At 70.5% G+C, this 24,051-nt stretch carries 21 protein-coding genes; 10 read left to right on the top strand and 11 right to left on the bottom strand.

Annotated elements, in window-relative coordinates; genetic code table 11:
- Positions 1–203 precede the first annotated feature (203 nt).
- The gene (locus ABZ656_RS40805; RefSeq protein WP_360275302.1) at positions 204–1,892 is read right to left on the bottom strand and encodes an alkaline phosphatase D family protein; all 1,689 of its coding nucleotides are present in this window, start codon (positions 1,890–1,892) and stop codon (positions 204–206) included.
- A 131-nt stretch (positions 1,893–2,023) separates the two neighbouring features.
- Positions 2,024–2,668: an HNH endonuclease family protein gene (locus ABZ656_RS40810; RefSeq protein WP_099922917.1), complete on the bottom strand. Its 645-nt coding sequence runs from the start codon at positions 2,666–2,668 to the stop codon at positions 2,024–2,026.
- Positions 2,669–3,126: 458 nt separating this feature from the next.
- Between ABZ656_RS40810 and ABZ656_RS40815 the strand changes: the two genes are divergently transcribed.
- Positions 3,127–3,708 carry a TMEM165/GDT1 family protein gene (locus tag ABZ656_RS40815; protein WP_101405408.1) on the top strand — a complete coding sequence of 194 codons (582 nt, stop codon included), beginning with the start codon at positions 3,127–3,129 and terminating at the stop codon, positions 3,706–3,708.
- 219 nt (positions 3,709–3,927) lie between these two features.
- Positions 3,928–4,587, top strand: a complete 660-nt coding sequence (locus ABZ656_RS40820) for an HAD family hydrolase (RefSeq protein ID WP_180362537.1) — start codon at positions 3,928–3,930, stop codon at positions 4,585–4,587.
- A gap of 458 nt (positions 4,588–5,045) precedes the next feature.
- Here the strand turns inward: ABZ656_RS40820 and ABZ656_RS40825 are convergent, their stop codons facing one another.
- Positions 5,046–5,999, bottom strand: a complete 954-nt coding sequence (locus ABZ656_RS40825) for a peptidoglycan-binding domain-containing protein (protein WP_101405409.1) — start codon at positions 5,997–5,999, stop codon at positions 5,046–5,048.
- A 360-nt stretch (positions 6,000–6,359) separates the two neighbouring features.
- Between ABZ656_RS40825 and ABZ656_RS40830 the strand changes: the two genes are divergently transcribed.
- Positions 6,360–8,321 carry an MDR family MFS transporter gene (locus ABZ656_RS40830; RefSeq protein WP_360275305.1) on the top strand — a complete coding sequence of 654 codons (1,962 nt, stop codon included), beginning with the start codon at positions 6,360–6,362 and terminating at the stop codon, positions 8,319–8,321.
- Between the two features lie 160 nt (positions 8,322–8,481).
- On the opposite strand, the gene ABZ656_RS40835 is transcribed toward ABZ656_RS40830, so the two are convergent.
- Entirely contained in the window at positions 8,482–8,985 is a 504-nt protein-coding gene (locus tag ABZ656_RS40835; protein WP_101405411.1) for a GNAT family N-acetyltransferase, read from the bottom strand.
- A 204-nt stretch (positions 8,986–9,189) separates the two neighbouring features.
- Between ABZ656_RS40835 and ABZ656_RS40840 the strand changes: the two genes are divergently transcribed.
- Both ABZ656_RS40840 and ABZ656_RS40845 read left to right on the top strand, forming a co-directional pair.
- Positions 9,190–9,855 carry a hypothetical protein gene (locus tag ABZ656_RS40840; protein WP_101405412.1) on the top strand — a complete coding sequence of 222 codons (666 nt, stop codon included), beginning with the start codon at positions 9,190–9,192 and terminating at the stop codon, positions 9,853–9,855.
- Between the two features lie 13 nt (positions 9,856–9,868).
- Positions 9,869–10,663: a hypothetical protein gene (locus tag ABZ656_RS40845; protein ID WP_360275286.1), complete on the top strand. Its 795-nt coding sequence runs from the start codon at positions 9,869–9,871 to the stop codon at positions 10,661–10,663.
- A gap of 103 nt (positions 10,664–10,766) precedes the next feature.
- On the opposite strand, the gene ABZ656_RS40850 is transcribed toward ABZ656_RS40845, so the two are convergent.
- Positions 10,767–11,171, bottom strand: a complete 405-nt coding sequence (locus ABZ656_RS40850; RefSeq protein WP_101405413.1) for a DUF1992 domain-containing protein — start codon at positions 11,169–11,171, stop codon at positions 10,767–10,769.
- Positions 11,172–11,312: 141 nt separating this feature from the next.
- On the opposite strand from ABZ656_RS40850, the gene ABZ656_RS40855 reads away from it, so the two are divergent.
- The gene (locus ABZ656_RS40855; protein WP_101405414.1) at positions 11,313–11,708 is read left to right on the top strand and encodes an FHA domain-containing protein; all 396 of its coding nucleotides are present in this window, start codon (positions 11,313–11,315) and stop codon (positions 11,706–11,708) included.
- Between the two features lie 47 nt (positions 11,709–11,755).
- On the opposite strand, the gene ABZ656_RS40860 is transcribed toward ABZ656_RS40855, so the two are convergent.
- On the bottom strand, positions 11,756–12,427 hold the full coding sequence (locus ABZ656_RS40860; RefSeq protein ID WP_101405415.1) for an O-methyltransferase: 672 nt from the start codon (positions 12,425–12,427) through the stop codon (positions 11,756–11,758).
- A gap of 55 nt (positions 12,428–12,482) precedes the next feature.
- Complete coding sequence (gene proP, locus ABZ656_RS40865) at positions 12,483–13,856, bottom strand: glycine betaine/L-proline transporter ProP (protein WP_360275308.1); 1,374 nt, start codon at positions 13,854–13,856, stop codon at positions 12,483–12,485.
- 381 nt (positions 13,857–14,237) lie between these two features.
- On the opposite strand from proP, the gene ABZ656_RS40870 reads away from it, so the two are divergent.
- Positions 14,238–16,289 carry a bifunctional glycosyltransferase 87/phosphatase PAP2 family protein gene (locus ABZ656_RS40870; RefSeq protein WP_360275290.1) on the top strand — a complete coding sequence of 684 codons (2,052 nt, stop codon included), beginning with the start codon at positions 14,238–14,240 and terminating at the stop codon, positions 16,287–16,289.
- Here the strand turns inward: ABZ656_RS40870 and ABZ656_RS40875 are convergent.
- Both ABZ656_RS40875 and ABZ656_RS40880 read right to left on the bottom strand, forming a co-directional pair.
- On the bottom strand, positions 16,243–17,790 hold the full coding sequence (locus tag ABZ656_RS40875) for a hypothetical protein (RefSeq protein WP_360275311.1): 1,548 nt from the start codon (positions 17,788–17,790) through the stop codon (positions 16,243–16,245). The two genes, ABZ656_RS40870 and ABZ656_RS40875, sit on opposite strands and share 47 nt — an antisense overlap.
- 459 nt (positions 17,791–18,249) lie before the next feature.
- The gene (locus tag ABZ656_RS40880) at positions 18,250–19,485 is read right to left on the bottom strand and encodes a cytochrome P450 (protein ID WP_101405417.1); all 1,236 of its coding nucleotides are present in this window, start codon (positions 19,483–19,485) and stop codon (positions 18,250–18,252) included.
- 292 nt (positions 19,486–19,777) lie between these two features.
- On the opposite strand from ABZ656_RS40880, the gene ABZ656_RS40885 reads away from it, so the two are divergent.
- The gene (locus ABZ656_RS40885) at positions 19,778–20,947 is read left to right on the top strand and encodes a steroid 3-ketoacyl-CoA thiolase (protein ID WP_075026617.1); all 1,170 of its coding nucleotides are present in this window, start codon (positions 19,778–19,780) and stop codon (positions 20,945–20,947) included.
- On the opposite strand, the gene ABZ656_RS40890 is transcribed toward ABZ656_RS40885, so the two are convergent.
- Positions 20,931–21,206 (bottom strand): DUF397 domain-containing protein, encoded by a 276-nt coding sequence (locus ABZ656_RS40890; RefSeq protein ID WP_360275293.1) that lies wholly within the window; start codon positions 21,204–21,206, stop codon positions 20,931–20,933. The two genes, ABZ656_RS40885 and ABZ656_RS40890, sit on opposite strands and share 17 nt — an antisense overlap.
- Complete coding sequence (locus tag ABZ656_RS40895) at positions 21,166–22,014, bottom strand: helix-turn-helix transcriptional regulator (RefSeq protein ID WP_360275296.1); 849 nt, start codon at positions 22,012–22,014, stop codon at positions 21,166–21,168. The genes ABZ656_RS40890 and ABZ656_RS40895 overlap by 41 nt, the downstream gene beginning before the upstream one ends.
- A 93-nt stretch (positions 22,015–22,107) precedes the next feature.
- Here ABZ656_RS40895 and ABZ656_RS40900 point away from each other — a divergent pair, with 93 nt between their 5' ends.
- Positions 22,108–22,569: an ATP-binding protein gene (locus tag ABZ656_RS40900; RefSeq protein WP_360275299.1), complete on the top strand. Its 462-nt coding sequence runs from the start codon at positions 22,108–22,110 to the stop codon at positions 22,567–22,569.
- A gap of 143 nt (positions 22,570–22,712) precedes the next feature.
- Positions 22,713–23,993 carry a hypothetical protein gene (locus tag ABZ656_RS40905; RefSeq protein ID WP_101405420.1) on the top strand — a complete coding sequence of 427 codons (1,281 nt, stop codon included), beginning with the start codon at positions 22,713–22,715 and terminating at the stop codon, positions 23,991–23,993.
- The last annotated feature ends 58 nt before the right edge of the window (positions 23,994–24,051 follow it).

Here is a 24,051-nt window from a genome sequence, read left to right on the forward strand (position 1 = left end):
CCGACTGCGGACTCTCATGAACCGACCGCGGACGCTCGCGAACCGACTGCGGACTCTCATGAACCGACCGCGGACGCTCGCGAACCGACTGCGGACTCTCATGAACCGACCGCGGACGCTCGCGAACCGACTGCGGACGCTCGCGAACTGACCGCGGACGCTCATGAACCGACCGCGGACGCTCGCGAACTGACCGCGGACGCTCACGAACCGATCTCGGACGTTCGTGAACCGATATCGGACTCCATGACCGTCCGCAGCCGGGCGGCGCCCCCGCCCTTCCCCGCGCGGGCCTGCTCCAGCCGCAGCCGGACCGAACGTCCGTGCATGGTCAGGGTCATGAGCTGGTTGCCGAACCAAGGGCCGCCCGTTCTACGCCAGTCGACGGATGGCCGGCCGCACTTGCCGTGTCCGGTGAACCGGCGCCCGATCGCCCGCCCGACCGCGCTCCACCCGAAGCGGAAGCCGAGCCGTATGGAGAGGGGGATGGAGTTGTGGACGGGGGAGCAGGTCAGCTGGAGGACGCGGGCGTCGGGGGAGCGGGGGGAGTCGGGCGTCCCGGAGGCCCCGGAAGGCCAATGGGGCTCGGCGATATAGGCGTGGTGGACGTCTCCGGACAGCACGGACACCGTCGCCGGGGCGTCCGGCCCGGAACCGGCCTCGGCGATCAGCTCCGTGAGCGCGGCGAAGGACGCGGGGAAGGCCGCCCAGTGCTCCAGGTCGGCCCGGCGGCGCAGCTTCTCCCCGAACCGGGCCCAGCGCGGGCCCCGTTCACCCCGGCACAGGGCGGCGTCCCATGCCTCGGCGTCGTGCACGAGGTGGGGGAGCAGCCAGGGCAGTGAGGTGCCGATCAGCAGGTGGTCGCAGGAGCCGGGCGCGTCCAGCGCCTGTTCGCGCAGCCACCGCTCCTCGCCCGGGTCCAGCATCGCCCGCCGGTCCTCGGCCAGCACGCGGGCCGCCCGGGTGTCCACCATCAGCAGCCGTACGCGGCCGAAGTCGCGGCGGTAGCTCCAGCGGACGGAGGCCGGATCGGCGTCGGACTGGGCGGCGAAGGCGCTCAGCACGTCGGTGCCGTCGGGGGTCTCGCGGACGGCGGCGTACAGGGCGTCCTCGGCGAGTTCGCGCGGTGAGAGGTTGCCGAGGTGCTGGTGGACCCAGTACGACATCAGGCCGCTCATCAGCCGCTCGCGCCACCACACCGTGGCCCGCATGTCGGTGAGCCAGGAGGCGCTGGTGTTCCAGTCGTCGATCACGTCGTGGTCGTCGAAGATCATGCAGCTGGGCACGGTCGACAGCAGCCAGCGGACTTCCGGGTCGAGCCACGATTCGTAGTAGAGGCGGGTGTACTCCTCGTAGTCCGCGACCTGGTCGCCCGGCGGGTCCGCGAGGTTGCGGCGGGCGGCGAGCCAGCGCCGGGTGGCCTTCGAGGTCTCGTCGGCGTACACCTGGTCGCCCAACAGGAGCAGGACGTCCGGCCGTTCGCTCTCGGGCTCGCTCGCGATACGGGCCGCCAGCGTGTCCAGCGCGTCGGGCCCGACCGGGTCCTTCTCGTCCGCGGGCGGCGCGGCCCAGCGGCAGGAGCCGAAGGTGACACGGACGGCGTCTTCCTCGCCCCGGGTGCGGACGACCGAGGGCGGGAAGGGGGAGTCGGGCAGCGGCCAGACACCGACGCCCTCCAGCAGCACTTCGTAGGCGGTGTCCGTGCCCGGGGTCAGACCGCTCACCGGCACCAACGCGTAGTGGTGCCCGGCGACTTGGAAGGTGCGGGCCGAGCCGCGGGCGCCGTCGGCGCAGCGCACCTCGGCGGTGCACGGACGGCTCGCCTCGACCCAGAAGGTCGCGGACGAGCCGTCGACGTACCTCAGCAGCGGTCCCAGGCGCAGTTCCGCCAAGGCGATCACCCCTCTCCGTCGCCCCCGTACGGTACGGAACGACGGAGATGAGCGGGGAGGTTCCGGGAACTGCGCCGGTTTCCGTGGGGGGAGGGGACCGGTGGGGATCCGTGGGGGGATCGGTGCGGGGATCAGCAGCCGCTGAGGACCGAGCTGAGCTTGCTCTTCTCCGCCGAGTCGACCTTGAGGTTGTAGTAGTACTTCACCTGGACCCAGGCGCGGACGTAGGTGCAGGCGTAGGAGCTGAGCGGGGGCATCCACTCGGCCGGGTCCTGGTCGCTCTTCTGCTGGTTCACGTTGTCCGTGACGGCGATGAGCTGCGGACGGGTCACGTCGTTGGCGAAGGCCTGGCGCTGGGCGGTGGTCCAGGCGCTGGCGCCGGAGTCCCAGGCCTCGGCGAGCGGGACGAGGTGGTCGATGTCCAGGTCGGAGGCGGCGGTCCAGGTGGCGCCGTCGTAGACCGAGTACCAGGTGCCGCTGGTGGCGGTACAGGCGGAGTTGGTGACGACGTTCGAACCGTCGCGCTTGAGGACGTACTCACGGGTGTTGCAGGTGCCGCTGATGGTGATCCAGGTGGGGAAGAGATCACGGTCGTAGCCGGTGCGGTTCTCCGTCGCCACGGTGAGCGAGGCGAGGTAGGTGCGCGCGGTGGCGGCGCTGACCGGGGTGGGGAGCGCGGCGGAGGCGGTCGGGCCGTTGAAAATCCCGACCATGGCTATCAGGCCGGTGAAGGCTGCGAGTATGCTCAGCCGTCGACGCGCGTAGACCTTTGGCATGCGAACTCCCTTGAGGTGGGGGGACGTTGGGGCGAGCGGGCCCATGCTCGCGGTGCCGCATTTCCGGAAGGTGTGAGACAGGTAAGAAACTAGTGACGCGGGCATGACATGCCAAGGGGTTCGGGGTAGTCGGTTTCTGCGGATCGGGGAGCGGGCTCGGAGGCGTTGTGCGAGGGGCTCGGGACCTATGGCCCTGTCCGGCCCGTTTCGTCATCCCGTAGGATGGATGGCGCAGAAGGGGAGTAGCTCTTCGCCGGACCGTCGACATACTGCTCAGCTCGTCTGAGCCGGCGCCCGGAGGCAGACCGTCACGGTCGGCCAGCGAGACCTTCGGCAGAGCAGTGCACCGTCCGCGCGTACGTCCTCCTCGTGCGGGCGCCGATGTGTGCTGCCGTGCCGAGGTGTCGCGCAGCAGTCACAGCACTCTCGGTGGGGCAGCCCCGACCGATTGAGGGATTTTGATCAGCATCACCGTGATGGCGCTCGTCTTCGGCGTCGTCTTCCTCGCCGAGCTGCCGGACAAGACGGCGCTCGCCGGGCTCGTCCTCGGCACCCGCTATCGCGCCTCGTACGTCTTCGTGGGCGTCGCCGCCGCCTTTGCCGTGCACGTCGCGCTCGCCGTCGCCGCGGGCAGTGTGCTGACCCTGCTGCCGCAGCAGATCGTGCACGCGATCACGGGTGTGCTGTTCCTCGCCGGTGCCGCCGTGCTGCTCCTGAAGAAGGGCGAGGACGAGGAGGAGATCCGCGATCCCGCGAACCAGAGCTTCTGGAAGGTCTCGGGGGCGGGCTTCATGCTCATCCTGGTCGCCGAGTTCGGTGACCTCACGCAGATCATGACGGCGAACCTCGCGGCCCGGTACGACGACCCGCTCTCGGTCGGCCTCGGTGCGGTGCTCGCGCTCTGGGCGGTGGCCGGACTCGGCATCGTCGGCGGCAAGGCCCTGATGAAGCGGGTTCCGCTGGAGCTCATCACCAAGGTCGCGGCCATGCTGATGCTGGCGCTGGGGGTCTGGAGTCTGTACGAGGCGGTGGCGGTCTGAGCCGCCGGCGCCCCGCTCGTCGGGGTGCCGGCGAAGGGCCCGCGGCTCGTCCTGGTCGGAGGTGGTGGCGCCGGACCCCCTTGTTTTGTATCGTAGAGAAACAAAGTGGCTCCCGTCCGCACTCCCTGACCGGCGGGCGGGGCCGCCTTGTCCCCGGGGGACCCGGTGCTGATCCAATGGACGCCCCCGGCCCCTGCCCGCGCGCCCTGGAGCCTGCCGATGACGGCCACCACCGTTCTGACCGCCCGCGCCCTCCTGCTCGACATGGACGGCACCCTCGTCAACTCGGACGCCGTGGTCGAGCGCTGCTGGCGCCGCTGGGCCGAGCGGCACGGGCTGGACGGGGGCGAGGTCATGAAGGTCGTCCACGGGCGGCAGGGGTACGCGTCGATGGCGGTCCTGCTGCCGAACCGGCCGATGGAGCAGAACTACGCCGACAACGCGCGCATGCTCGCCGAGGAGACCGCCGACATGGACGGGGTCGTCGCGATTCCGGGTGCCGCGGAGTTCCTTGCCTCGCTGGGCGGGGTGCCGCATGCCCTTGTCACCTCCGCGGATGTGGGGCTGTCGACGGCGCGGATGGCTGCCGCCGGGCTCGGGATGCCCGATGTGCGGGTCACCGCGGAGTCCGTCGGTGCGAGCAAGCCTGATCCAGAGGGTTTTCTGAAGGGCGCCGCCGAGTTGGGTGTGGCGCCGGAGGACTGTGTCGTCTTCGAGGACTCGGGGGCCGGGATTTCCGCCGGGCGGGGTGCCGGGATGCGGGTGGTCGGGGTGGGGCCCCGGGCCGGCTTCCATCGTCCGGATGTCGTCGTGCGTGATCTGACGCAGGTGCGGGTGGAGGTTGTCGGGGACGGGACGATACGCCTGCACGTCGGCTGACGCCCGGTTTCCTCGCCCCCGCCGCCCCTGCCCGTCCCATCCCTGGGGGCTCCGCCCCCAGACCCCGGGAGTGTGTCCGTCGGCTGCGGGCGAGTGGGGGGCCGATCGCGCAGTTCCCCGCGCCCCTGGGCCACGGGGCTGCGCCCCGGCCCTCCCATCGGCCTGAACGGCCTCGTCCTCAAACGCCGGACGGGCTGAACATACGAACCGGCGCCGACAAGAGCGCCCCGTGAGGGGCGCGGGGAACTGCGCGCCAAGCCCCCACCGTCCCGCAGTCAAGCCGATCGCGCGGGCGGGGGGACGCGGGGCGAAGCCCCGCTCAGCCTCCAGCGGCCGACAGCCGCACGGATCGGGCGGGCGGGGGATGCGGGGCGCAGCCCCGTCTCAGGGGCGCGGGGAACTGCGCGATCGGCCCCCGCCGGGCCGCAGTCGACGAATTCACCGAACCCCCCGGACCGTTACGGCGTCCTCGTCTCACCCTCGAGGCTCGCCCGCGTCGCCGCCCCGTACACCCCGGACTCGTCGCCCCTGATGCCACGCGCCCACTGATAGCGGCGTACCGCGTCCTCGACCTGGCCGGAGTACGTACCGTCGGCCTTGCCGGTGTAGAGGGACAACTGGCGCAGGCGCAGTTGGAGTTCGGTGACCTCGGAGCCCTTGTCGCCGCGGCGCAGGGTCTGGGCGGGCTGATCGCCCGTGGAGCCCTGGCCAGGCGCCAACGATGCGGCCGCGGTGGGCGTGGGTGTAGATGACGGTGAGGGCGTGGGCGGCTGTGATCGCGTCGCCGACGCCGACGCCGAGGGGGACGGGCTTCCGCTGGGGGACGGGGGTGGCGCGGTCGTTGTCGTTGCCGTGGTTGTGGGGGATGTGGCGCCCTCGGGGGCCGACCCCGAGTCTGATCGTGACGACGGGGACGACGGCGCCGATGTCGGCGTCGGTGACGGGTCCGGCACGCTCGCCCGTACATCGTCCGGCAGTGCCCTGTCCCGCGCGGGGGCGTCGTACGAGAACAGCCCGCTCGCGAACCCCGCCGCCGCCACGACCGCCACCGCGGCCCCGGTCACGGCCAGCAGGGCCGTGCGCCGTCGGCGCCGGGGAGGTTCCTCCGGGAAGGGGGCCGGGGGCGGGTACGGGGGTTCGTTCCCGGAGCCGACGTGTCGTGCGGCGGTGGCGGCCTCCGACGGCACCGTACGCAGACGCATGGTGGCGGGGGAGGGAGAGGACTCGGTCGCCGGCAGATCCACGTACGGGCGTATGCGCAGGGGATCGAAGTCCTCCGCCGCTGCCGCCTCCGCCGTGCGCGCGTCGCGCAGGGCGTCGGACGCGCGCCGGGTGCAGGCGCAGGACGGGGTGCCGTCCGGCGTCCGGGGCGCGGCGCACTCGGGGCAGACATGCCCGTTCGGTTCAGTCACGCGTTGGGTCCCTCCCCCTGAGACTCGCCCCCTCGGAACTCCCGAGGTTAGTCACATCCACCACACCTTCTCCCAGGAGCCCCCGGAATCCCGCCTTCCGCACGCGTTGCAAGCTTCAACAGGCCATAACCCGCCATACCGACCACCATGGAGGGTGACCGAGACCCCAGGGGCTCATGGGAGGTCCGCATGACGGGCGAGACACCCGGTGATGTGCACGACCCGGACGCGCCGCCGCATGACCCCCCGTACGGTGTGAACGAGTCGGCCGTGCGGAGGCGCTCGGCGGCCGCCGTCGACGCCAAGGAGGCGCCGGTGCACGGCAGCGTCGTCGTCTCGATCGGCGCGCTGCTGCTCGGCATGCTGCTGGCCGCCCTCGACCAGACGATCGTGTCGACCGCGCTGCCCACCATCGTCAGTGACCTGGGCGGGCTCGAGCACCTGTCGTGGGTGGTCACCGCGTATCTGCTCGCCTCGACCGCGGCCACTCCGCTGTGGGGCAAACTCGGCGACCAGTATGGCCGGAAGAAGCTGTTCCAGGCCGCGATCGTGATCTTCCTCGTCGGGTCCGCATTGTGCGGAATGGCGCAGAACATGGGTGAGTTGATCGGCTTCCGGGCCCTTCAGGGCCTCGGTGGCGGTGGGCTCATCGTGCTGTCCATGGCGATCGTCGGCGACGTCGTCTCGCCGCGCGAACGGGGCAAGTACCAGGGGCTGTTCGGAGCCGTCTTCGGTGCGACGAGCGTGCTCGGGCCACTGCTCGGCGGGCTGTTCACCGAGCACCTCAGCTGGCGCTGGGTCTTCTACATCAACCTTCCGGTCGGCGTGGTCGCGCTCATCGTGATCGCGGCGGTCCTGCACATCCCGAAAAAGTCCGCCAAGCACGTTATCGACTACCTCGGCACGTTCCTCATCGCCGCGGTCGCCACCTGTCTCGTTCTCGTGGCCTCGCTCGGCGGCACCACCTGGGGTTGGAGCTCGCCGCAGATCATCGGTCTCGCGGTGCTCGGTGTCCTGCTCGCCGTGGCCTTCGTGGCGGTGGAGCAGCGGGCGGCCGAACCCGTCCTGCCCCTCAGGCTCTTCCGTATCCGCACCTTCACCCTCTCCGCCGTCATCAGCTTCATCGTCGGTTTCGCGATGTTCGGCGCGATGACCTATCTGCCGACCTTCCTCCAGGTCGTCCGGGGTGTGAGCCCCACCCTGTCCGGCGTGTACATGCTGCCCATGGTGTTCGGGTTGCTGCTGTCCTCGACCGTCTCCGGGCAGATCGTCAGCCGTACCGGACGCTGGAAGGTCTTCCCCATCGCGGGCACCGGTGTCACGGCGCTCGGTCTGCTCCTGCTCCACCAGCTCGACGAGCACAGCAGTACCGGAGAGATGAGCGTGTACTTCCTCGTCTTCGGCCTGGGCCTCGGCCTGGTCATGCAGGTCCTGGTCCTGATCGTGCAGAACGCGGTCTCGTACGAGGATCTGGGCGTCGCCACCTCGGGTGCCACCTTCTTCCGGTCCATCGGCGCTTCGTTCGGCGTGGCCATCTTCGGCACCGTCTTCGCGAGCCGCCTCGGCGACAACCTGGTGGCCGTGCTGAGCGGAAGGCGACTCCCCGCCGGCATCACGCCGAACAGCCTCAAGGCAGACCCGAAGGGCATCGCCGACCTGCCGTCCGCGCTCCGCCAGCCCGTCCTGCACGCGTACGCCTCGTCGATCACCGACGTCTTCCTGTACGCCGCCCCGGTCGCCCTGCTCGGCTTCGTCCTGGCCTGGTTCCTGCGCGAGGACAAGCTGCGGGGTTCGGTCACGGCACCCGACATCACCGAGACGCTCGCCACCAATCCCGTGGAGCGGTCGTCGTACGACGAGGTGTGCCGCGCGCTTTCCCTGCTCGGCACCCGGGAGGGGCGGCGGGAGATCTACGAGAAGATCGCCGCGCGCGCCGGGTACGACCTGCTGCCCGCCGCGAGCTGGCTGCTGCTGCGGATCAAGAAGTACGGCTGGGCGGAGCCCGCGCTGCTGGCCGAGCGCAGCACCGTACCGCTGCCCGTCGTACTGGCCGCGGCCCGGCAGTTGGAGGAGCGCCGCCTAGCCGCCCGCGAAGGGCTCGACCTCGTCCTCACGGACGAAGGCCGCGAGGTCGCCGGGAGGCTGGCCAAGGCCCGTGAGGAGTCCCTGGCGGAGCTGCTCGGCGATTGGTGGGGTCCGGACCGTCCGACCGATCTGACCAAGCTGGTCAAGGAGCTGAACGGCGAGCTGTGCGGCTCCGACGGGGAGCGGCCGCACGCCGGGACGGTGCCGCGTGCGCATCCGCGCGGGACACCGGCGTGACTTCTCCGCCGGCCTCCAGGGCGTCGGTCTCGTCGTGAACCGCTTCAGGGCGTCGGTCTCGTCGTGAACCGCTTCAGGGCGTCGGTCTCGTCGTGAACCGCTTCAGGGCGTCAGCTTCTTCGTGAACCGCTTCAGGGCGTCGGTCTCGTCGTGAACCGCTTCAGGGCGTCAGCTTCTTCGTGAACCAGTGGTCGGCGTAGGTCTCGTCGTTGTACGGCTCGGACTCCTCGTAGCCGTGCCGCGCGTACAGGGCGCGTGCCTCCGTCAGGTCGCCCCGGGTGTCGAGAACCAGCCGCTCGGCGCCGAGGCCGCGCGCCGCCTCCTCGGCCGCCGCGAGCAGCAGTGGCGCGCCGCCTCTGCCGCGCAGCTGCTCGCGCACGAACACGCGCTTCAGCTCACCCGTCGTGGCGTCGAGCATCCGCACCCCGGCCATGCCGCCGGGGTCGCCGACGTACCGCGCGACCAGCAGCACCCCGCCGGGTGCCTGGAACTCGGCACCCGTGGCCGCCGCGATCTCCCGCTCCAGTTCCTCGGGGTCGGTCGGGTGCCCCTCGTGCAGCAGGTACCAGCGGTCGCTGACCTCCGTGTAGTACGCGCGCCACAGTGCGGCGGCGACGGAGGAGTCGAAGGGCTCGGGAGCGATGGTCCAGGTCATGGGTGCCATTGTCGGGAGGCGCAGCACCCTTGCCGCAAGCGGATTTCGGCGGGGCGCCGCTGAGGGAGCGTCCGTGACGGGTCCATGGCGGATGCGTGAGGGATCCGTGGTGGGGTCAGTGGTGGGGTCCGTGGTGGGTTCGTTTGAGTGCGGGGTTCCGGGCAACCCGGTCCTCGAACCGGCCCGTCGGGTCGAGAACCCCGGAAGGCACCCATGTCCACAGGCCTCATCATCGCTTTGATCGTGATCGTGATCGTGGCGGTCGCCGTCGTCGCGGCCGTGCTGATCCTTTTGGCCCGCAGGCCGCAGGGCGGGCGCACACTGCGGCGGCGCTTCGGGCCCGAGTACGACCGTGCCGTCGCCCAGCACGACGGCGACGCCAGGGCCGCCGAGCGTGACCTCGCCGAGCGGGTGAAGCGGCACGGCTCGCTGCGTGAACGGCCGCTGGAGCCCGCGGCCCGCGACGAGTACGCGGCCCGCTGGGGGGCCGTTCAGGAACGCTTCGTCGACTCGCCCCAGGAGGCGGTGGCCGAGGCGGACCGGCTGGTCGCCGAACTGGCCGGCGCACGGGGCTTCCCCGACGGCGAGCGCTACGAGGAGCAGCTCGACGCGCTCTCCGTCCACCACGGACACCATCTGCACGGCTACCGGCGCGTACACCAGGCCACGTACGCCCCCGCCTCGGGCGCCGACGGCAGCACGGAGGAACTCCGCGCGTCCATGGTGGACGCCCGCGCACTCTTCGAGGAGCTGCTGGCCCCGGTTCGCGAGGACGCCCGCCAGGACACCGCCCCTGCCGCGGAATCCGTCCCGGACGAACGTTCCCACCGAGCCCATGTTCCGTCGGTACTGACCAGGCGTCATGCGAAGGGGAGTTGAGGAAGTGAAGAGGATGACTTCGGACAACGGCAACGAGAACACTCCGCGTCGCGAGGCGATGACGGGTCGCGGGGACGTCGACCCCCTCGTCCACCGGCACGCCCAGGACGCCCAGGACGCTCCGGCGACCGGACCCGGCACCCCGGCCGACCCGGCCGTCCGCGACCCCGGTGAGGTCCCCGGCGGCATGGGATCCCGCGAGACCGCGAACCCGTCCCGCTCGACAGCCGGCGACACGCGGAGCATGCCCGCCGACGACCGCGACACCCGAGCCGGACGGGGCGCCGACATGCGGGCGGCCGGGCAGCAGGATTCCGCCCGCGCCGGACAGGGCGGTGACCCCGCTCGCGCCGGGCAGCCGGAATCCAGGCGCGCCGAGGAAGCGGAGTTCGCCCGCACAGGGCAGGGCGACCCCACCCGTGCCGGGCAGGCGGAGTTCGCCCGCGGGGCGCAGGGTGAACCCGCCCGTGCCGGGCAGAGCGGCCCCACCCCCGCGGAGCAGCGCGGTACCGGTCCGCGGGGTGATGGCGACGGGGCGCTGCTGTCGCACGACGAGTGCGACAAGTACTCGTTGCGGCTGCAGCACGCGGTCGGTGGGTTCGTGGACGGCCCGCGGGCGTCCGTCGAGGAGGCGGACCACGTCCTGGAGGAGCTGACCACAGAGTTCACGGACGCCATGACCCGGCGCCGCCGCAACCTGCGGACGACCTGGCAGGCAGCCGGTGAGAGCGACACGGCCGACACCGAGAAGCTGCGGCTCGCCCTGCGCGACTACCGCGAGGTCACCGAGCGGCTCCTGCATCTGTAGGAGACAGAGCAGGAGGCCGAAACAGGAGGCCGAACCGTCGAGTGCCACAGCGAGGCCGCGCCCCGGACCATGTTCCGGGGCGCGGCCTCACCCGTCGACGGGGTCATCCGGCCCGGCGCTCGCGCCACTCCCGGACGATCTCGTCCACGTCGTACGGCTTGAGGCCGAGAGGAGGTCCCGGCGGCGGCTTGAACATGACCTCGCGGATCTTGGCGTTGATGTCCTCGACGATCCGGCGTACGACCCGCTCCGAGGGCGCCACCGCCGCCGCCGCGAGCGCGTCCTCGGCCTCCTTGCGCAGGGCCAGCGTCGGCGGCAGGACCGACAGCCCCTCGCGGGCCATCTTCCGCTTGATCCACCACAGTTCGTCGTACGAGGTGTCGGTCACCTCGGGCATGGGCTTGCCCGCACCGGGCAGGTCCGCGAACTCGCCGCGGGCCTCCGCCTCACGGATCTGTCGGTCGACCCAGGTCTCGAAGCTGACCCCGGGTGGCTTCCGTTCGGTCATGCGTCCATTGTGCCGTACGACACACGATCGGACGATCGGGCGATTTATCATGCGGCGGCGGCGCGTCAACCACACTCGGTACCAGGAGGGTTGAAGCGCCGCGCCGCGACCGGATGAACGCTGTAACTCGAAGGAGCGCACGTGCTCGAACTCACCATGGCCTCGGTCACCGGGGCGGACGCTGGTGCGACGGCCGGAATGCTGATGGCCGACGCGCCGAGCGACCCCGGAGCCGTGCTGCGGGTGGGCCGGGACCGGGCCGTGTGCCGGCTCGCGACCCCCGACGACTGGCTGTTCGTCTCCCGGGTCCACCTGGAGTTCCTGTGCGGCCCGGACGGCACCTGGCAGGTCACCTGGCTGCACGGGTCGCGCCCGGAGCCCTCCGCCGAGGTACGGCTGACGCTGGCCGGACTGCCGACCCAGGCCGTCCCGTACGGCGGGACGGCGAAGCTCCCCGCGGGCGGTTCGGGGGAGATCGTCATCCTCGACCGCACAGGACCGCACAGCGTGAACGTGGGTTTCTACCACGAGGCCTGAGCGCCCCCCGGAGGGGGACCTGAGCGCCTCGGAGGGGGAAACGCGCGTCAGGCCAGCACGCGCGCCAGCGCGAACCCGTCGTACCCCTTGCTGCCCACCGTCTGGATCGCCGTACCGCTCAACTTCGGGTGGGCGGCGATCAGTTCGAGTGCGGCCCGGGTGCCCCGCACGCTCGGTTCGGCGCTGCCCGCCTCGGTGACCCGCCCGCCGCGCACGACGTTGTCGACGACGATCAGGCTGCCGGGGCGGGTGAGCTTGAGGGCCCACTCGACGTAGTGCGGGTTGTTCACCTTGTCGGCGTCGATGAACACGAAGTCGAACGGCTCCGGGTTCTCCTCGGCCAGCTTCGGCAGCGACTCCAGCGCGGGGCCCACCCGCACCTCGGTGATCTTGTCGAGGCCCGCGCGGGCGAGGTTGCGGCGGGCGACCTCGGCGTGCGTGGCGTCGTACTCGAAGGTGATCAGCCGGCCGTCCGCCGGGAGCGCGCGGCCCAGCCAGATGGTGCTGTAGCCGCCGAGGGTGCCGATCTCCAGGATGCGGCGGGCGCCCTGGATCTCGGCGAGCAGCTGGAGCAGCTTGCCCTGGTTCGGCGCGACAGCGATCTGCGGCAGCCCTGCGGCGTCGCTGTCGCGCAGGGCCGCCGTCAGTGCCTCGTCGGCGGGGGCGAGGAGGGTGGCGAAGTAGTCGTCGACTTCGTTCCAGAGCTGCGACTCGCTCATGAACCATGCCTTTCGTATGCCTAGTTAGATGCGCTAACTAGTCCCACGGGCAAAGCTACACGGCGGGTGCGGAGCCCGGCAGCGGACGCCCCGCCGATTCGGTCATGAACCACACCGCGACACCGCCGATGATGGCCGCGGCCATCATGTAGTAGGCGGGCATCATCATGTTCCCGGTCGCCCCGATGAGCGCCGTGGTCACCAGCGGGGTCGTACCGCCGAAGAGCGAGACGGAGACGTTGAAGCCGATGGACAGCGAGCCGTAGCGGACCTTCGTCGGGAAGAGCGCGGGGAGCGCGGCGGGCATCGCGGAGGTGAAGCAGACCAGCAGCAGGCCCAGCGCGCCCATGCCGAGCGCGACCGCGAGCAGACTGCCCTGGCGGATCAGCAGGAGCGCCGGGACGGACAGGGCGAGGAAGCCGACGCAGCCCGCGGCGATCACCGGGCGGCGGCCGATCCGGTCGGTCAGCGCGCCCGCGAAGGGCTGGACGATCATCATCAGCGCCATCACGCCGAGGACGACCAGCAGGCCGTGCGTCTCGTCGTACTTCAGCTCGCTCGTCAGATAGCTCGGCATGTACGACAGCAGCATGTAGTCGGTGACGTTGAAGACCAGCACCAGGCCGACGCAGAGCAGCAGCGCGCGCCACTGTCCCGCGACCATCTCGCGCAGCCGCACCTTGGGGCGGTCCGCCTCCTTCTTGGAGGCCTTCGCCAGCTCCGCCGCGAACGCCGGGGTCTCTTCCAGGCGCATTCGCAGATACAGGCCGATGATGCCCATCGGGCCCGCGATCAGGAACGGGACGCGCCAGCCCCAGGACAGCAGGTCCTCGGTGGACAGGAAGGCGGTCATGAGGGTGACCAGGCCGGCGCCGCCGATGTATCCGGCGAGCGTGCCGAACTCCAGCCAGCTCCCGAAGAAGCCGCGCTTCTTGTCGGGCGCGTACTCGGCGATGAAGGTGGAGGCGCCCGCGTACTCGCCGCCGGTCGAGAAGCCCTGGACGAGCCGGGCCGCGAGCAGCAGCAGGGGAGCGCCGACGCCGATCGTGGCGTACGAGGGGATCAGGCCGATCGCGAAGGTGCCCGCCGCCATCATGATCATGGTGAGGGCGAGGACCTTCTGGCGGCCGACGCGGTCGCCGAGCGGGCCGAAGACCATGCCGCCGAGCGGGCGGACGAGGAAGGCCGCGGCGAAGGCGCCGAAGGTGGACAGCAGCTGCGCGGTGGGGTTGCCGGAGGGGAAGAAGACCTTGCCCAGCGTCACCGCGATGTAGCTGTAGACACCGAAGTCGAACCACTCCATCGCGTTGCCGAGGGCCGCCGCCTTGACGGCCCGCTTGACCAGGGCCGGATCGGTGACGTAGGCCTCGGGCGGCGCGGGGGTCCGGGGTCGGGGCACGGCGGGGGTGACTGCTGTGGCGGACGGCAAGGGCATGCCTTTCGTAGGGGACGGGGAAGTGGCTCACCCGGAAGTGGGCCGAAAAGCGACCATAGGGGCACTCGTCCGCGTAACGTGCCGTAGGCAACTCGATGCATAGTGCAAGTAAATGCGCCGTACGCAGGGGTGCAGGCCCGGCCGCGCACCGCTTTTCCGGGGCCCGTCTGTGAGCTATGTCGCGAACGAAGGGGGGAGCCGGAACCGTGCGCGCACTATCGTCATCCGGACAAAAGGCGGGAGGCCGTCAGGTGAAGAGGGGGTTGCCTGCGTCTCTCAACCGGGGCGTGCGAGCCTCGTAAGGTCCGGTCGGAGTCCGGACGCACGGGACGCACGGGGTGAACGGGACAAACGGGGTGGGAGGGTCGGCGGGGCGTGGCGAACGTTGAGCACGGCGGGACAGTGGGCAATGCCTTCGGGGCGGGGGCGGCGGAATCGGCGAGAGCGAGACTGCGCGCGATCCGGATCGGGCTGTGGGTGATCGCCGCGGTCCTCGCGATACGGCAGGTCACCGTCGTGCTCAGCACCCCGAAAGGTGACCGGCTGACGGACCTGGAGACCTGGGTCGGACCCAATGGCGTCCTGCATGTGAAGGGATCGCTGTACGACTCGACGCAGTTCACCGGCACCCCCTTCGGAGGATTCGTCCTCAAACCCCTCACCCGCGCCGCCGAACAGGCGCTCGGCTGGGGCTGGACCTTCGGCAGCCTCTCGCTGGTCGTCGTGCTCGGCCTGGTCGTCGCACGCGCTCTGCCCCAGCCGGTGAGCCGGCGCACCGCCCTGCTCGCCGCGCCCGTCGCGATCAGCCTGCTGATGCTGTCGCTGCCGGTGCGCAACGCCCTCTACCTCGGCCAGACCAGCATCATCCCGGTGCTGCTCGTCCTGCTGGGCTGCTTCGCCGTCCGGGGCGAGCGCGCCGGCGGCCTGCTGATCGGCGTCGCCGCCGCCCTCCAGCCCACCATGCTGCTCTTCGCGCCGCTGCTCTGGTTCACCGGGCGCCGCCGCGCCGTCGAGTCCACCGTGATCACCTTCGCCGGCCTCGGCGCGCTCGCCTGGGCCGTGATGCCGCACGACTCCACCACCTACTGGGTGCACCACCTGGCGGGCGTCGGCCTCGGCGGGGACGCCGACGACCTCTCCAACCAGTCGCTGCACGGCGCGCTGCTGCGGCTCGGCCTCAACGGCCCGCTGGAGATCACCCTGTTCCTGCTGCTCGGCGCCGCGGTCGCCGCCCTCGGCCTGCGCCGCGCCATCCGCTACGCACGGGACGGGCAGCTGCTGCTGGCCGTGGCGATCACCGGCTGTGTCGCCGTCGTCGTCTCGCCCACGTCCTGGCAGCACCAGCTGTTGTGGGTGCTGCTCGCGCTGGTCGGCAGGGTCGGCAAGAAGACCTCGGACCGCCCCATGTGGCCCGTCGCCGTCATCCTCGTCATGACGCTGCCCGCGAAGATGATGCTGCCGAACATGGCGGCGCTCTTCCCGCTGCGCGACAACGTGGTGCTGCTCGCCGCCCTCGCCGCCGCCACGATCGTGCCGTTCCTCTCCCGCACCTCGGAGTACTACCGGGCGCCGATCCCCACCGACTACGCCCAGCCCGTCCCCACACGCTGGAAGCGGTTGCCGCTGCTCCCCTTCCTCGGCCGCGTGTTCACCCGCCCGAACCTGCTGCTCGAACTGCTCCTGATACGCGTCGGCTACTCCGCCTACCAGCAGGTCAGGCTCGCCGCGACGGGCGGCACCAACGCGGGCGGCCGGACCACCGCCGAACACCACGGCGACCAGATCCTCTCCATCGAGCGGTTCCTGCACATCGACATCGAGCACTGGGTCAACCACACCGTGTTCAAGGTCGAGTGGCTGCGGGACTTCTTCGACTTCTATTACGAGTCGTTCCACTTCGTCGTCCCGCTCACCGTCCTCGGCGTGCTCTACGCCCGCCGCCCCGGCGACTACCGCTGGGCGCGCTCGGCGCTCGGCTTCGCCACCCTGATCGCGCTCCTCGGCTTCTGGCTCTTCCCGCTCGCTCCACCGCGCCTGATGCCGGGCCTCGGCATCATCGACACCGTGCACGGCGTGCAGGACTTCTCCAAGCCGGACTACGGCACGCTGACCGCGCTGACCAACCAGTACGCGGCGATGCCCTCGCTGCACTTCGGCTGGTCCCTGTGGTGCGGAGTCGTCATCGCGGTCCTTGCGCCCAAGTGGTGGATGAAGGCGCTCGGCCTGCTGCACCCGCTGTTCACCGTCTCCGCGATCGTGGCGACCGGCAACCACTGGGTGCTGGACGCGATGGGCGGCGCGGCCGTCGTCGGTGCGGGCTTCGGCCTGACCTACCTCCTCCAGGGGCCGCGGCCGAGGCCGCTGATGAAGCCCGTGGAGGTCAGCACGAAGGATCCGGTCCCGGTGACGGGGCGTACCCCGAGCTGATCCGGTACTCACCCGGCTCGGTCACCGTCAGCCGCGTGAACTCGCCGTCCCGTGTCAGGCAGCCGCCCGGCGCGCGCAGCCACGGCGAGTACGCGACCCGCACGGTCACCGGGCCGGGCACCGGCACCCGTACGTCCACCTCGGCGCTCGTCGTGCGCAGCACGGAGGCGGGCGCCGACACCAGCGGTACGGCGTCGCGCACCCGCAGCACCTGCCAGTTGGCGTCGCTCCACACCGGTTCCAGCCACGCGGGCCGGCTCCTCACCAGCCGCGCCTCCGCCTCGGCGAACCCGTCCGGCTTCCCCGCCGGCAGCACGACGAATCCCACCGCCCAGCGGTCCAGCCAGGCCCGATAGGTCGCCTCCGAGAACGTGCCGTCGTAGAACAGCCGTCCCCGCTCCATGTCCAGCTGACGGTTCCAGCCGCGCGCCAGGTTCACATGCGGGGCGAGCGTGGAGGCCTCGCGGTGGTTGCGGGCCGGGACCACCTCGACACGGCCACGCCCGGCGCCGAGCCGCTCCAGCGTCCGTACGACACCGTGCGTGTCGGCGGCCCAGGCGGGCACGGCCGTGGACACCTCCAGGTCGTCCATGGTCTTCTGCCCGACCCAGGCGACGGAGAGCACGAGCGCCACCACCAGCGCGATCCGCCGCACCAGGTGCGGCCCGGGCGCGGTGAGCAGCGCCGCAAGCAGCGCGGCGGGCGCGAACAGCTCCGCGAACCGCTCCACGTTCGTCCCCACCGGGGAGGCGATCAGATACGTCATCACGGTCCCGGCCGCGTACACGACCCCGCACCACCGGGCCACCCGCCAGCCGCGCGGGGCCAGCGTGGCGACGGTCAGCCCCAGCAGCAGGGGCGGCCAGATCCGGCCCGAGGGCATCAACTGCTGTCCGGCGAAGGGGAACAGCAGCGTGGTCGCCCCGACGACGACCACCGGCGGCACCAGCAGCACCCCGGCCCGCACCCGGTCCCGTACGGCGAGATGTCCGGCGCCCACCACCACCAGGAACAGTCCGGCCACCGGGCTCGCCATGGTCGCCAGTGCCGCGTACGCCGCCGCAGGCAGTGTCCGCCGCTCGCCCGTCAGCAGGACACAGGCGGCGAGACCGAGGGCGACGCCGAGCGCGAAGGTGGTGCGCCCCGAGGCGACGTTGCACCACAGCGCGAGTGAGGCCAGCAGTGCCGGGCCCACCGGCCGCCGTAGCCCCGTGCGGGCGATCAGCTCGGCGGCCAGCCAGGTGGCGGCGAGCCCGGAGACCACCGTCACCGGGCGCACACCCAGCGCCGCCATCAGATACGGCGAGATCAGGCTGTAGTTGGCGGTGTGCATCCCGCCGTACCAGAAGAGGTTGTACGCCGATCCGCCGTGCCGCGCCACGAACTCCGCCCACGCCACCTGGGCCGCGAGATCACCACCGCCGGTCGCGAGGAAGGCCCACCACACCGCGTACAGCGGCAGCACGGGGAGGGTGACGAGGAGGGGGAGGCGGTGGCGCAGCCAGAACGCGTGATGCGGGCGTTTTCTGCGTACGGCCGGGTGGCCGGGCCGGACGGGGGTCAGCTCGGCAGAGACCACGGTGCACCGGTTCCGTTCGAAGCGTCGGTTGTCTTCGGAGGTGGGGGGATGACTGAGCCACCGGGGAAGACGCGAAACGGAACGGAGACGTTCATCGGAGGTTCGTCTCGGGGGAGGCAGGGGCGGGGCGAGGTCCTGTCGTCAAACTCCCGTCGTCCGCCCGAAGGGCGGGCCTCGCGGCGTCAGGTGCGTGCTCTCGGCGTGCCGGGCGGAAGTCCTCGTACTGGATGTACTCGGGCTTTCGCCCGGTGCGGCGAGAGTGCGTGCATGGCGTCGCGGGGCAGACGGGAGTTCGGCGACAGGGCCTAGGGGGATGCCCCTGCCTCCCGCGGGACGGGCCGACGGGCACCGGGAGTCCGTCGGCCCGAGCGTGCGGTGCGGTCAGCCGGCGTCGACCTGGAGTTCCTTGACGCCGTTGATCCAGGCGGAGCGCAGCCGGCGCGGGTCGCCGACCAGGGTGAGGTCCGGCATCGCGTCGGCGATCGCGTTGAAGATGAGGTCGATCTCGAGGACGGCCAGGGACTTGCCGAGGCAGTAGTGGGGGCCTCCGCCGCCGAAGCCGAGGTGGGGGTTGGGGTCGCGGGTGATGTCGAAGGCGTCCGGGTTCTCGAAGACCTCGGGGTCGTGGTTGGCGGAGGCGTAGAAGATGCCGACGCGGTCGCCCTTCTTGATCTGCTTGCCGCCGAGTTCGGTGTCCTGGGTGGCGGTGCGCTGGAAGGAGACGACCGGGGTCGCCCACCGCACGATCTCCTCGGCCGTGGTCGCCGGACGGGTGCTCTTGTACAGCTCCCACTGCTCGGGGTGGGTGAGGAAGGCGTGCATGCCGTGGGTGATGGCGTTGCGGGTGGTCTCGTTGCCGGCGACCGACAGCATCAGCACGAAGAAACCGAACTCGTCGGAACCGAGGTTGCCCTCGTCCTCGGCCGCCACCAGCGTGCTGACTATGTCCTTCGCCGGGCACTGCTTGCGGTCGGCGGCCATGTTCATGGCGTACGAGATGAGCTCGGCGGCCGACTCGGCGCCCACCTCCTCGGTGATGGCGTACTCCGGGTCGTCGTACGCGATCATCTTGTTGGACCACTCGAAGATCTTGATGCGGTCGTCCTGGGGGACGCCGATCAGCTCGGCTATCGCCTGGAGGGGCAGTTCGCAGGCGACCTCGGTGACGAAGTCGAAGGGTCCCGAGTGGGCGCGGGCGCCCTCGACGATCGCGAGGGCACGGGAGCGGAGCCGTTCCTCCAGCGCTCGGATGGCCCTTGGCGTGAAACCGCGTTGCACGATCTGGCGGACGCGGGTGTGCTCGGGTGGGTCCATGTTGAGCAGGATCAGCCGCTGGGCGTCGATCGCGTCGCGCTGCATGTGCTCGTGGAAGCGGATGATCGCGGTGTTGAGGTAGGAGGAGTAGATCTCCGGGTGCGTGGAGACGTACTTGACGTCCGCGTGCCGGGTGACCGCCCAGTAGCCCTCGTCCTGGAAGCCGGCCAGACCGGCCGGCTGGGGGATCCAGCGGACGGGTTCGGCCCGGCGCAGTTCGGCGAACTCCGGCAGGGGCACGCGGTGGTGCAGCAGATCGGGGTCGGTGAAGTCGAACCCGTCGGGCAGCGCGGGACAGGGCATCGGCGACCACCCACCATTCTGACGGTCCATCAGGAATCCGGAATTGCCGTGAAGGTAGTAACGGGTTCTACAAGTCGCAAGGGGTACGGCGCCCCGAATTCCGTGGGGAGTTCGTGCAGATCACGACTTCGGGCGCTGCACGACCCTTGCGGCGCGGGGGCTTGGATCCGCAGACTGCACACAGAACTGGTACGCGTTCTAGTTCTGCGCGGTGGGTGGGCCGGGACGCCCCGCGCTGCGCGGGTCAGCAGGGCCTGGCCGCCGGACAGGCCTGAGGAGAGGACGAGCCCCCATGGCCGCGGAACCCGTGATCGTCGAAGCCGTACGCACCCCCATCGGCAAGCGAGGTGGCGCGCTCGCCAACCTCCACCCCGCCTATCTCCTGGGCGAGACCTACCGTGAACTCCTCGGCCGCACCGGCATCCACGCCGACTGCGTCGAGCAGATCGTCGGCGGCACGGTGACGCACGCCGGCGAGCAGTCCATGAACCCCGCGCGCACGGCCTGGCTCGCCATGGGCCTGCCGTACGAGACGGCGGCGACGACGGTCGACTGCCAGTGCGGCTCCTCGCAGCAGGCCTCGCACATGGTGGCCAACATGGTCGCGGCGGGCGTCATCGACGTCGGCATCTCGTGCGGCGTCGAGGCGATGTCGAGGGTGCCGCTGGGCTCCGGCTCCAAGCACGGACCTGGAAAGCCGTTCCCGGACGAGTGGAACGTGGACCTGCCCAATCAGTTCGAGGCCGCCGAGCGCATCGCGCGAAATCGTGGCCTGACGCGCGAGAACGTCGACTCGCTCGGGCTCGTCTCCCAGGAGCGCGCCGCGAACGCCTGGGCGGAGGAACGCTTCAAGCGCGAGACCTTCGCCGTCCAGGTGCCGACCACCGAGGACGAACAGCGGGCCGGACAGGGCATGTGGCGCCTCGTCGACCGCGACGAGGGACTCCGCGACACGTCCATGGAAGCGCTGGCGGGCCTCAAGCCGGTGATGCCGACCGCCGTCCACACGGCGGGCAACTCCTCGCAGATCTCGGACGGCGCGGCGGCGATCCTCTGGGCGTCCAAGCGGATGGCCCGGGCGCTGAAGCTGCGCCCGAGGGCGCGGATCGTGGCCCAGGCACTGGTGGGTTCGGACCCGCACTTCCATCTGGACGGCCCGATCGACGCGACGCGCGCGGTGCTGGGCAAGGCCGGGATGTCTTTGAAGGACATCGACCTCGTGGAGATCAACGAGGCCTTCGCTTCAGTGGTGTTGAGCTGGGCACAGGTCTTCGAGCAGGACTTGGAGAAGGTCAACGTGAACGGCGGTGCGATCGCGCTCGGGCACCCGGTCGGGGCGACGGGTGCCCGGCTGATCACTACTGCCCTGCACGAACTGGAGCGACGGGACAAGGAGTTCGCGCTGATCACCATGTGCGCGGGTGGTGGACTGGCCACCGGGACGATCATCCAGCGGTTGTAGTCCACGAGACGAAGGTGGCGAAGGCGGCGGGGGCGATCGTGAGGATCGGGCCGGTGGGGTTTTTTGAGTCTCGTACGGCGATGGTGGTGTCCGGGGTTTCGGCGATCTCTAGGCAGTCGCCGCCCTGGTCGCTGCTGTGCGTGGACTTGCGCCAGGTCAGGGGGCCGATGGGTGCGCATTCGACGCACTCGCCGCCCTGGTCGCCGCTGTAGCTGGACTTACGCCACTGGATCCCCGTCGTTATCGCGTTGCTCTGCATAGCGTTCCTCCATCACGCGGCGGATCAGCTCCGCCGAGTCCCCGAGGGAGAGCGCGGCGGCCCGAAGGTGATCGTAACGGAGCGAGCAGTCTTTGACGGTGTCCGGATTGGCGGTTGGATGCCCGCTGCCATAGCCCTCGGTGTAGACGATGTCCGGGTCGCTCGCGAAGCGAAAGATGGTAAACGAGCCTTGCAGTCCCGCATGCGCTCCAGTTGAGAACGGCAGCACCTGGATGTTGAGCCGGGGATTGCTCTCGAAGTGCAAAAGGTGCTCCAGTTGCCCACACATGGTTTCCGGGTCGCCAATCTCCTGGCGTAGCGCGGCCTCACTGAGGACCATCCACAGGACCGGCGGTTCGCTCTTCCCGAAGATGCGCTGACGGGCCAGCCGTACGGCGGTGCGGTCGTCGAGGTCGTTCTGGTCCATGGTGCCGAGCACAGCACGTACGTACGCCCCGGTCTGGAGAAGGCCATGGACCATGTGGGTCTGGAACGTGCAGATCTCGACCGCCCGCGCCTCCAACTCCGCCACCTGTTGGAACCAGGCCGGAAGTTGACTACGCATCACCAGTCCGACCAGCCGGGACAGTAACCCACCCGTTCCCAGCGCCGCGTCCACCCGCTCGCTGAACTCCGGCGTCGGCAGCTTCCTCGCCGTCTCGATCTGGCCGACCAGTGAGCCGGTGTAGTTGACGATGTCGCCGAGCTGCCGCTGTGTCAGGCCCGCGGACTCGCGATGGCGTCGCAACTCGAACCCGTAGTAGTCGAGCGGGGACGCGCCCGGGTCGAGGATGTTGATATGGGTCACGTACGGCCCCTCTCGTGCGCAACTCGGTCCACTCCGGGACCCGTTGTATTCGTTCCGTAGCCGAGCGTAGTCGCGCGAGGTCAGTCTCGTAGCGTGAACGAACATATTCCCCCCACCCTCCTGGGCCCCCGCCCCGCCCAGTACGCGATGCGGATCACCGTCGGCGCACACTCGGCCCGGCATATCCGGCGGATCGTCAGGTCGCTGCTGGAGGAGTGGGACTTGACGGAGCTGGCCGACTCCGTGGAGCTGGCCGTGACCGAGCTGGTCGCCAACGTCGTACGCCATGTCCCGGACCGGCGCTGCGCGTTGCTGGTGCTGCGGCAGACGGCAGGCGTGAGGGTGGAGCTCGCGGACGGCTCCCCGCAACCACCCCGCGTGCCCACCGAGTTGTCGCCGGAGGCGGAGGGCGGGCGCGGGCTCGTGCTGCTCGACGCGGTGGTCGACAAGTGGGGTGTGGGGCCGGGACCCGGGGGTGGCAAGACGGTCTGGTTCGAGTGCCGACCGGCTCGGCCGCCGGGCCAAACCCGGGGGGCCGGGAATCACTCATGGTGATGATGATCGTGCGAGGGAACCCGAACATCCGTTTTTGTCCCCTGATGATGAGCCTCACATCCAAGTCGCACGGCCGCATCACGGCCCCGGTGGCGTACGCCACCGGGGCCGTCGTGCGGCCCGAAGAAAGGGGAACAATCGCAGTGAGCAATGAGAAGGCAGCCCGCGAGCAGCAGTTCGTCGGTTCTATCGGCCTGGTGGCCCCGCTGGACCAGCCGAAGCCACCACCGGCCCCGGCACCGGACGAGACGTGGCACTTCGGGCGGCACCTGAACGCGGACGAGGAGGGCCAGGAAGACTACGTGCCGGTCTATGACGGCACCGCCTGGGTGTACTACGGCAAGGGCCACAGCGGTGTGCAGCGGCCGGTGCTGATGGCCGACGGCTTCAACGTGGGGCCCAGCAGTCTGGACGAGCTCTACCACGGCTTCGAGCGGGGCGAGTACCCGCTGATGAGCCAGTTGCACGAGCGCGGGCGGGACGCGGTCATCTTCGGCTACGGGGAGCGTTCCGCGTCGATCCTCGACAACGCCGGGTATGTGATCGAGGCGATCACGAGGCTGATCGACGAGCGCACGGGCGACGAACCGCTGGTGGTCGGCGGGTTCAGCATGGGCGGTCTGGTCACCCGCTATGCCCTGGCGCGCATGGAGACCCAGAAGATGGATCACCAGACCGGGATGTACTTCTCCTACGACAGCCCCCACCGCGGCGCGTGGGTGCCGATCGGTCTGCAGGCGTTCGCGCACTACATCAAGCGCGGCAACCCGGCCAACAGCGCACTCTCGGACCAGATCAACAGCCCGGCCTCCCGCGAGCTGATGTGGCGGCACATCGAGACGGTGGACGGCACTCCCGGGCAGGACAAGGCACGCTCCGACTTCCTCGCCGCCCTGGACCGCGTCGGCGGCTGGCCGATGCAACCGCGGAAGATCGGCGTCGCCAACGGCACCGGGAACGGCCAGGGCACGGGGATCGAGCCCGCTGCGAAAGCGTTCCGCACCACCGGGATTCTGTTCCCCGGCACCATCATCTACACCCAGTCCGAGGGTGATGACGCCCTGGTCGCCGAACTGAAGGCGAACTTCGGGAAGGACGAGTCGATCACCACCGACGGGTTCCCGGAGATCGACGGCGCTCCCGGCGGGACGCTGGCCTCCTTCGGTATCGCCGCCAACACCATCAACAAGCTGATCCCCGGCAGCGCCGTGGCCCCGGTCCCCGAGATCTGCTTCGTGCCCTCGGTCAGCGCGGTGGCCGTCCGTGACCTGGACACCACCGCCCTGCTGAACACCGACATCGACGCCCTCGACCCGGGCGAGAGCGAACTCGACGCGTTCCTGTGCGCCTCCCGGAACGAGGAGCACACCAAGATCACCGAAGAGCTGTGCACCTGGCTCCTCGGCGAACTCGACCGGCGATAGCCCCGCCGGCGCGTACCTTTCCGGGGCCGCCGGCTCAAGCGCTGGAAGCGACGGCACA

The organism is Streptomyces sp. NPDC007095, assembly GCF_040634475.1.
Classification (GTDB): Bacteria; Actinomycetota; Actinomycetes; order Streptomycetales; family Streptomycetaceae; genus Streptomyces.

What these genes read in the sequence shown, in the direction of transcription:
- ABZ656_RS40885 (WP_075026617.1), top strand. Translation starts at nt 19,778, where the DNA reads ATGGCCGCGGAACCCGTGATCGTCGAAGCCGTACGCACCCCCATCGGC.
- ABZ656_RS40835 (WP_101405411.1), bottom strand. Translation starts at nt 8,985, where the DNA reads ATGGCACCCATGACCTGGACCATCGCTCCCGAGCCCTTCGACTCCTCC.
- ABZ656_RS40850 (WP_101405413.1), bottom strand. Translation starts at nt 11,171, where the DNA reads ATGACCGAACGGAAGCCACCCGGGGTCAGCTTCGAGACCTGGGTCGAC.
- ABZ656_RS40840 (WP_101405412.1), top strand. Translation starts at nt 9,190, where the DNA reads ATGTCCACAGGCCTCATCATCGCTTTGATCGTGATCGTGATCGTGGCG.
- ABZ656_RS40820 (WP_180362537.1), top strand. Translation starts at nt 3,928, where the DNA reads ATGACGGCCACCACCGTTCTGACCGCCCGCGCCCTCCTGCTCGACATG.
- ABZ656_RS40810 (WP_099922917.1), bottom strand. Translation starts at nt 2,668, where the DNA reads ATGCCAAAGGTCTACGCGCGTCGACGGCTGAGCATACTCGCAGCCTTC.
- ABZ656_RS40830 (WP_360275305.1), top strand. Translation starts at nt 6,360, where the DNA reads ATGCTGCTGGCCGCCCTCGACCAGACGATCGTGTCGACCGCGCTGCCC.
- ABZ656_RS40880 (WP_101405417.1), bottom strand. Translation starts at nt 19,485, where the DNA reads ATGCCCTGTCCCGCGCTGCCCGACGGGTTCGACTTCACCGACCCCGAT.
- ABZ656_RS40845 (WP_360275286.1), top strand. Translation starts at nt 9,869, where the DNA reads ATGACTTCGGACAACGGCAACGAGAACACTCCGCGTCGCGAGGCGATG.
- ABZ656_RS40890 (WP_360275293.1), bottom strand. Translation starts at nt 21,206, where the DNA reads ATGCAGAGCAACGCGATAACGACGGGGATCCAGTGGCGTAAGTCCAGC.
- ABZ656_RS40860 (WP_101405415.1), bottom strand. Translation starts at nt 12,427, where the DNA reads ATGAGCGAGTCGCAGCTCTGGAACGAAGTCGACGACTACTTCGCCACC.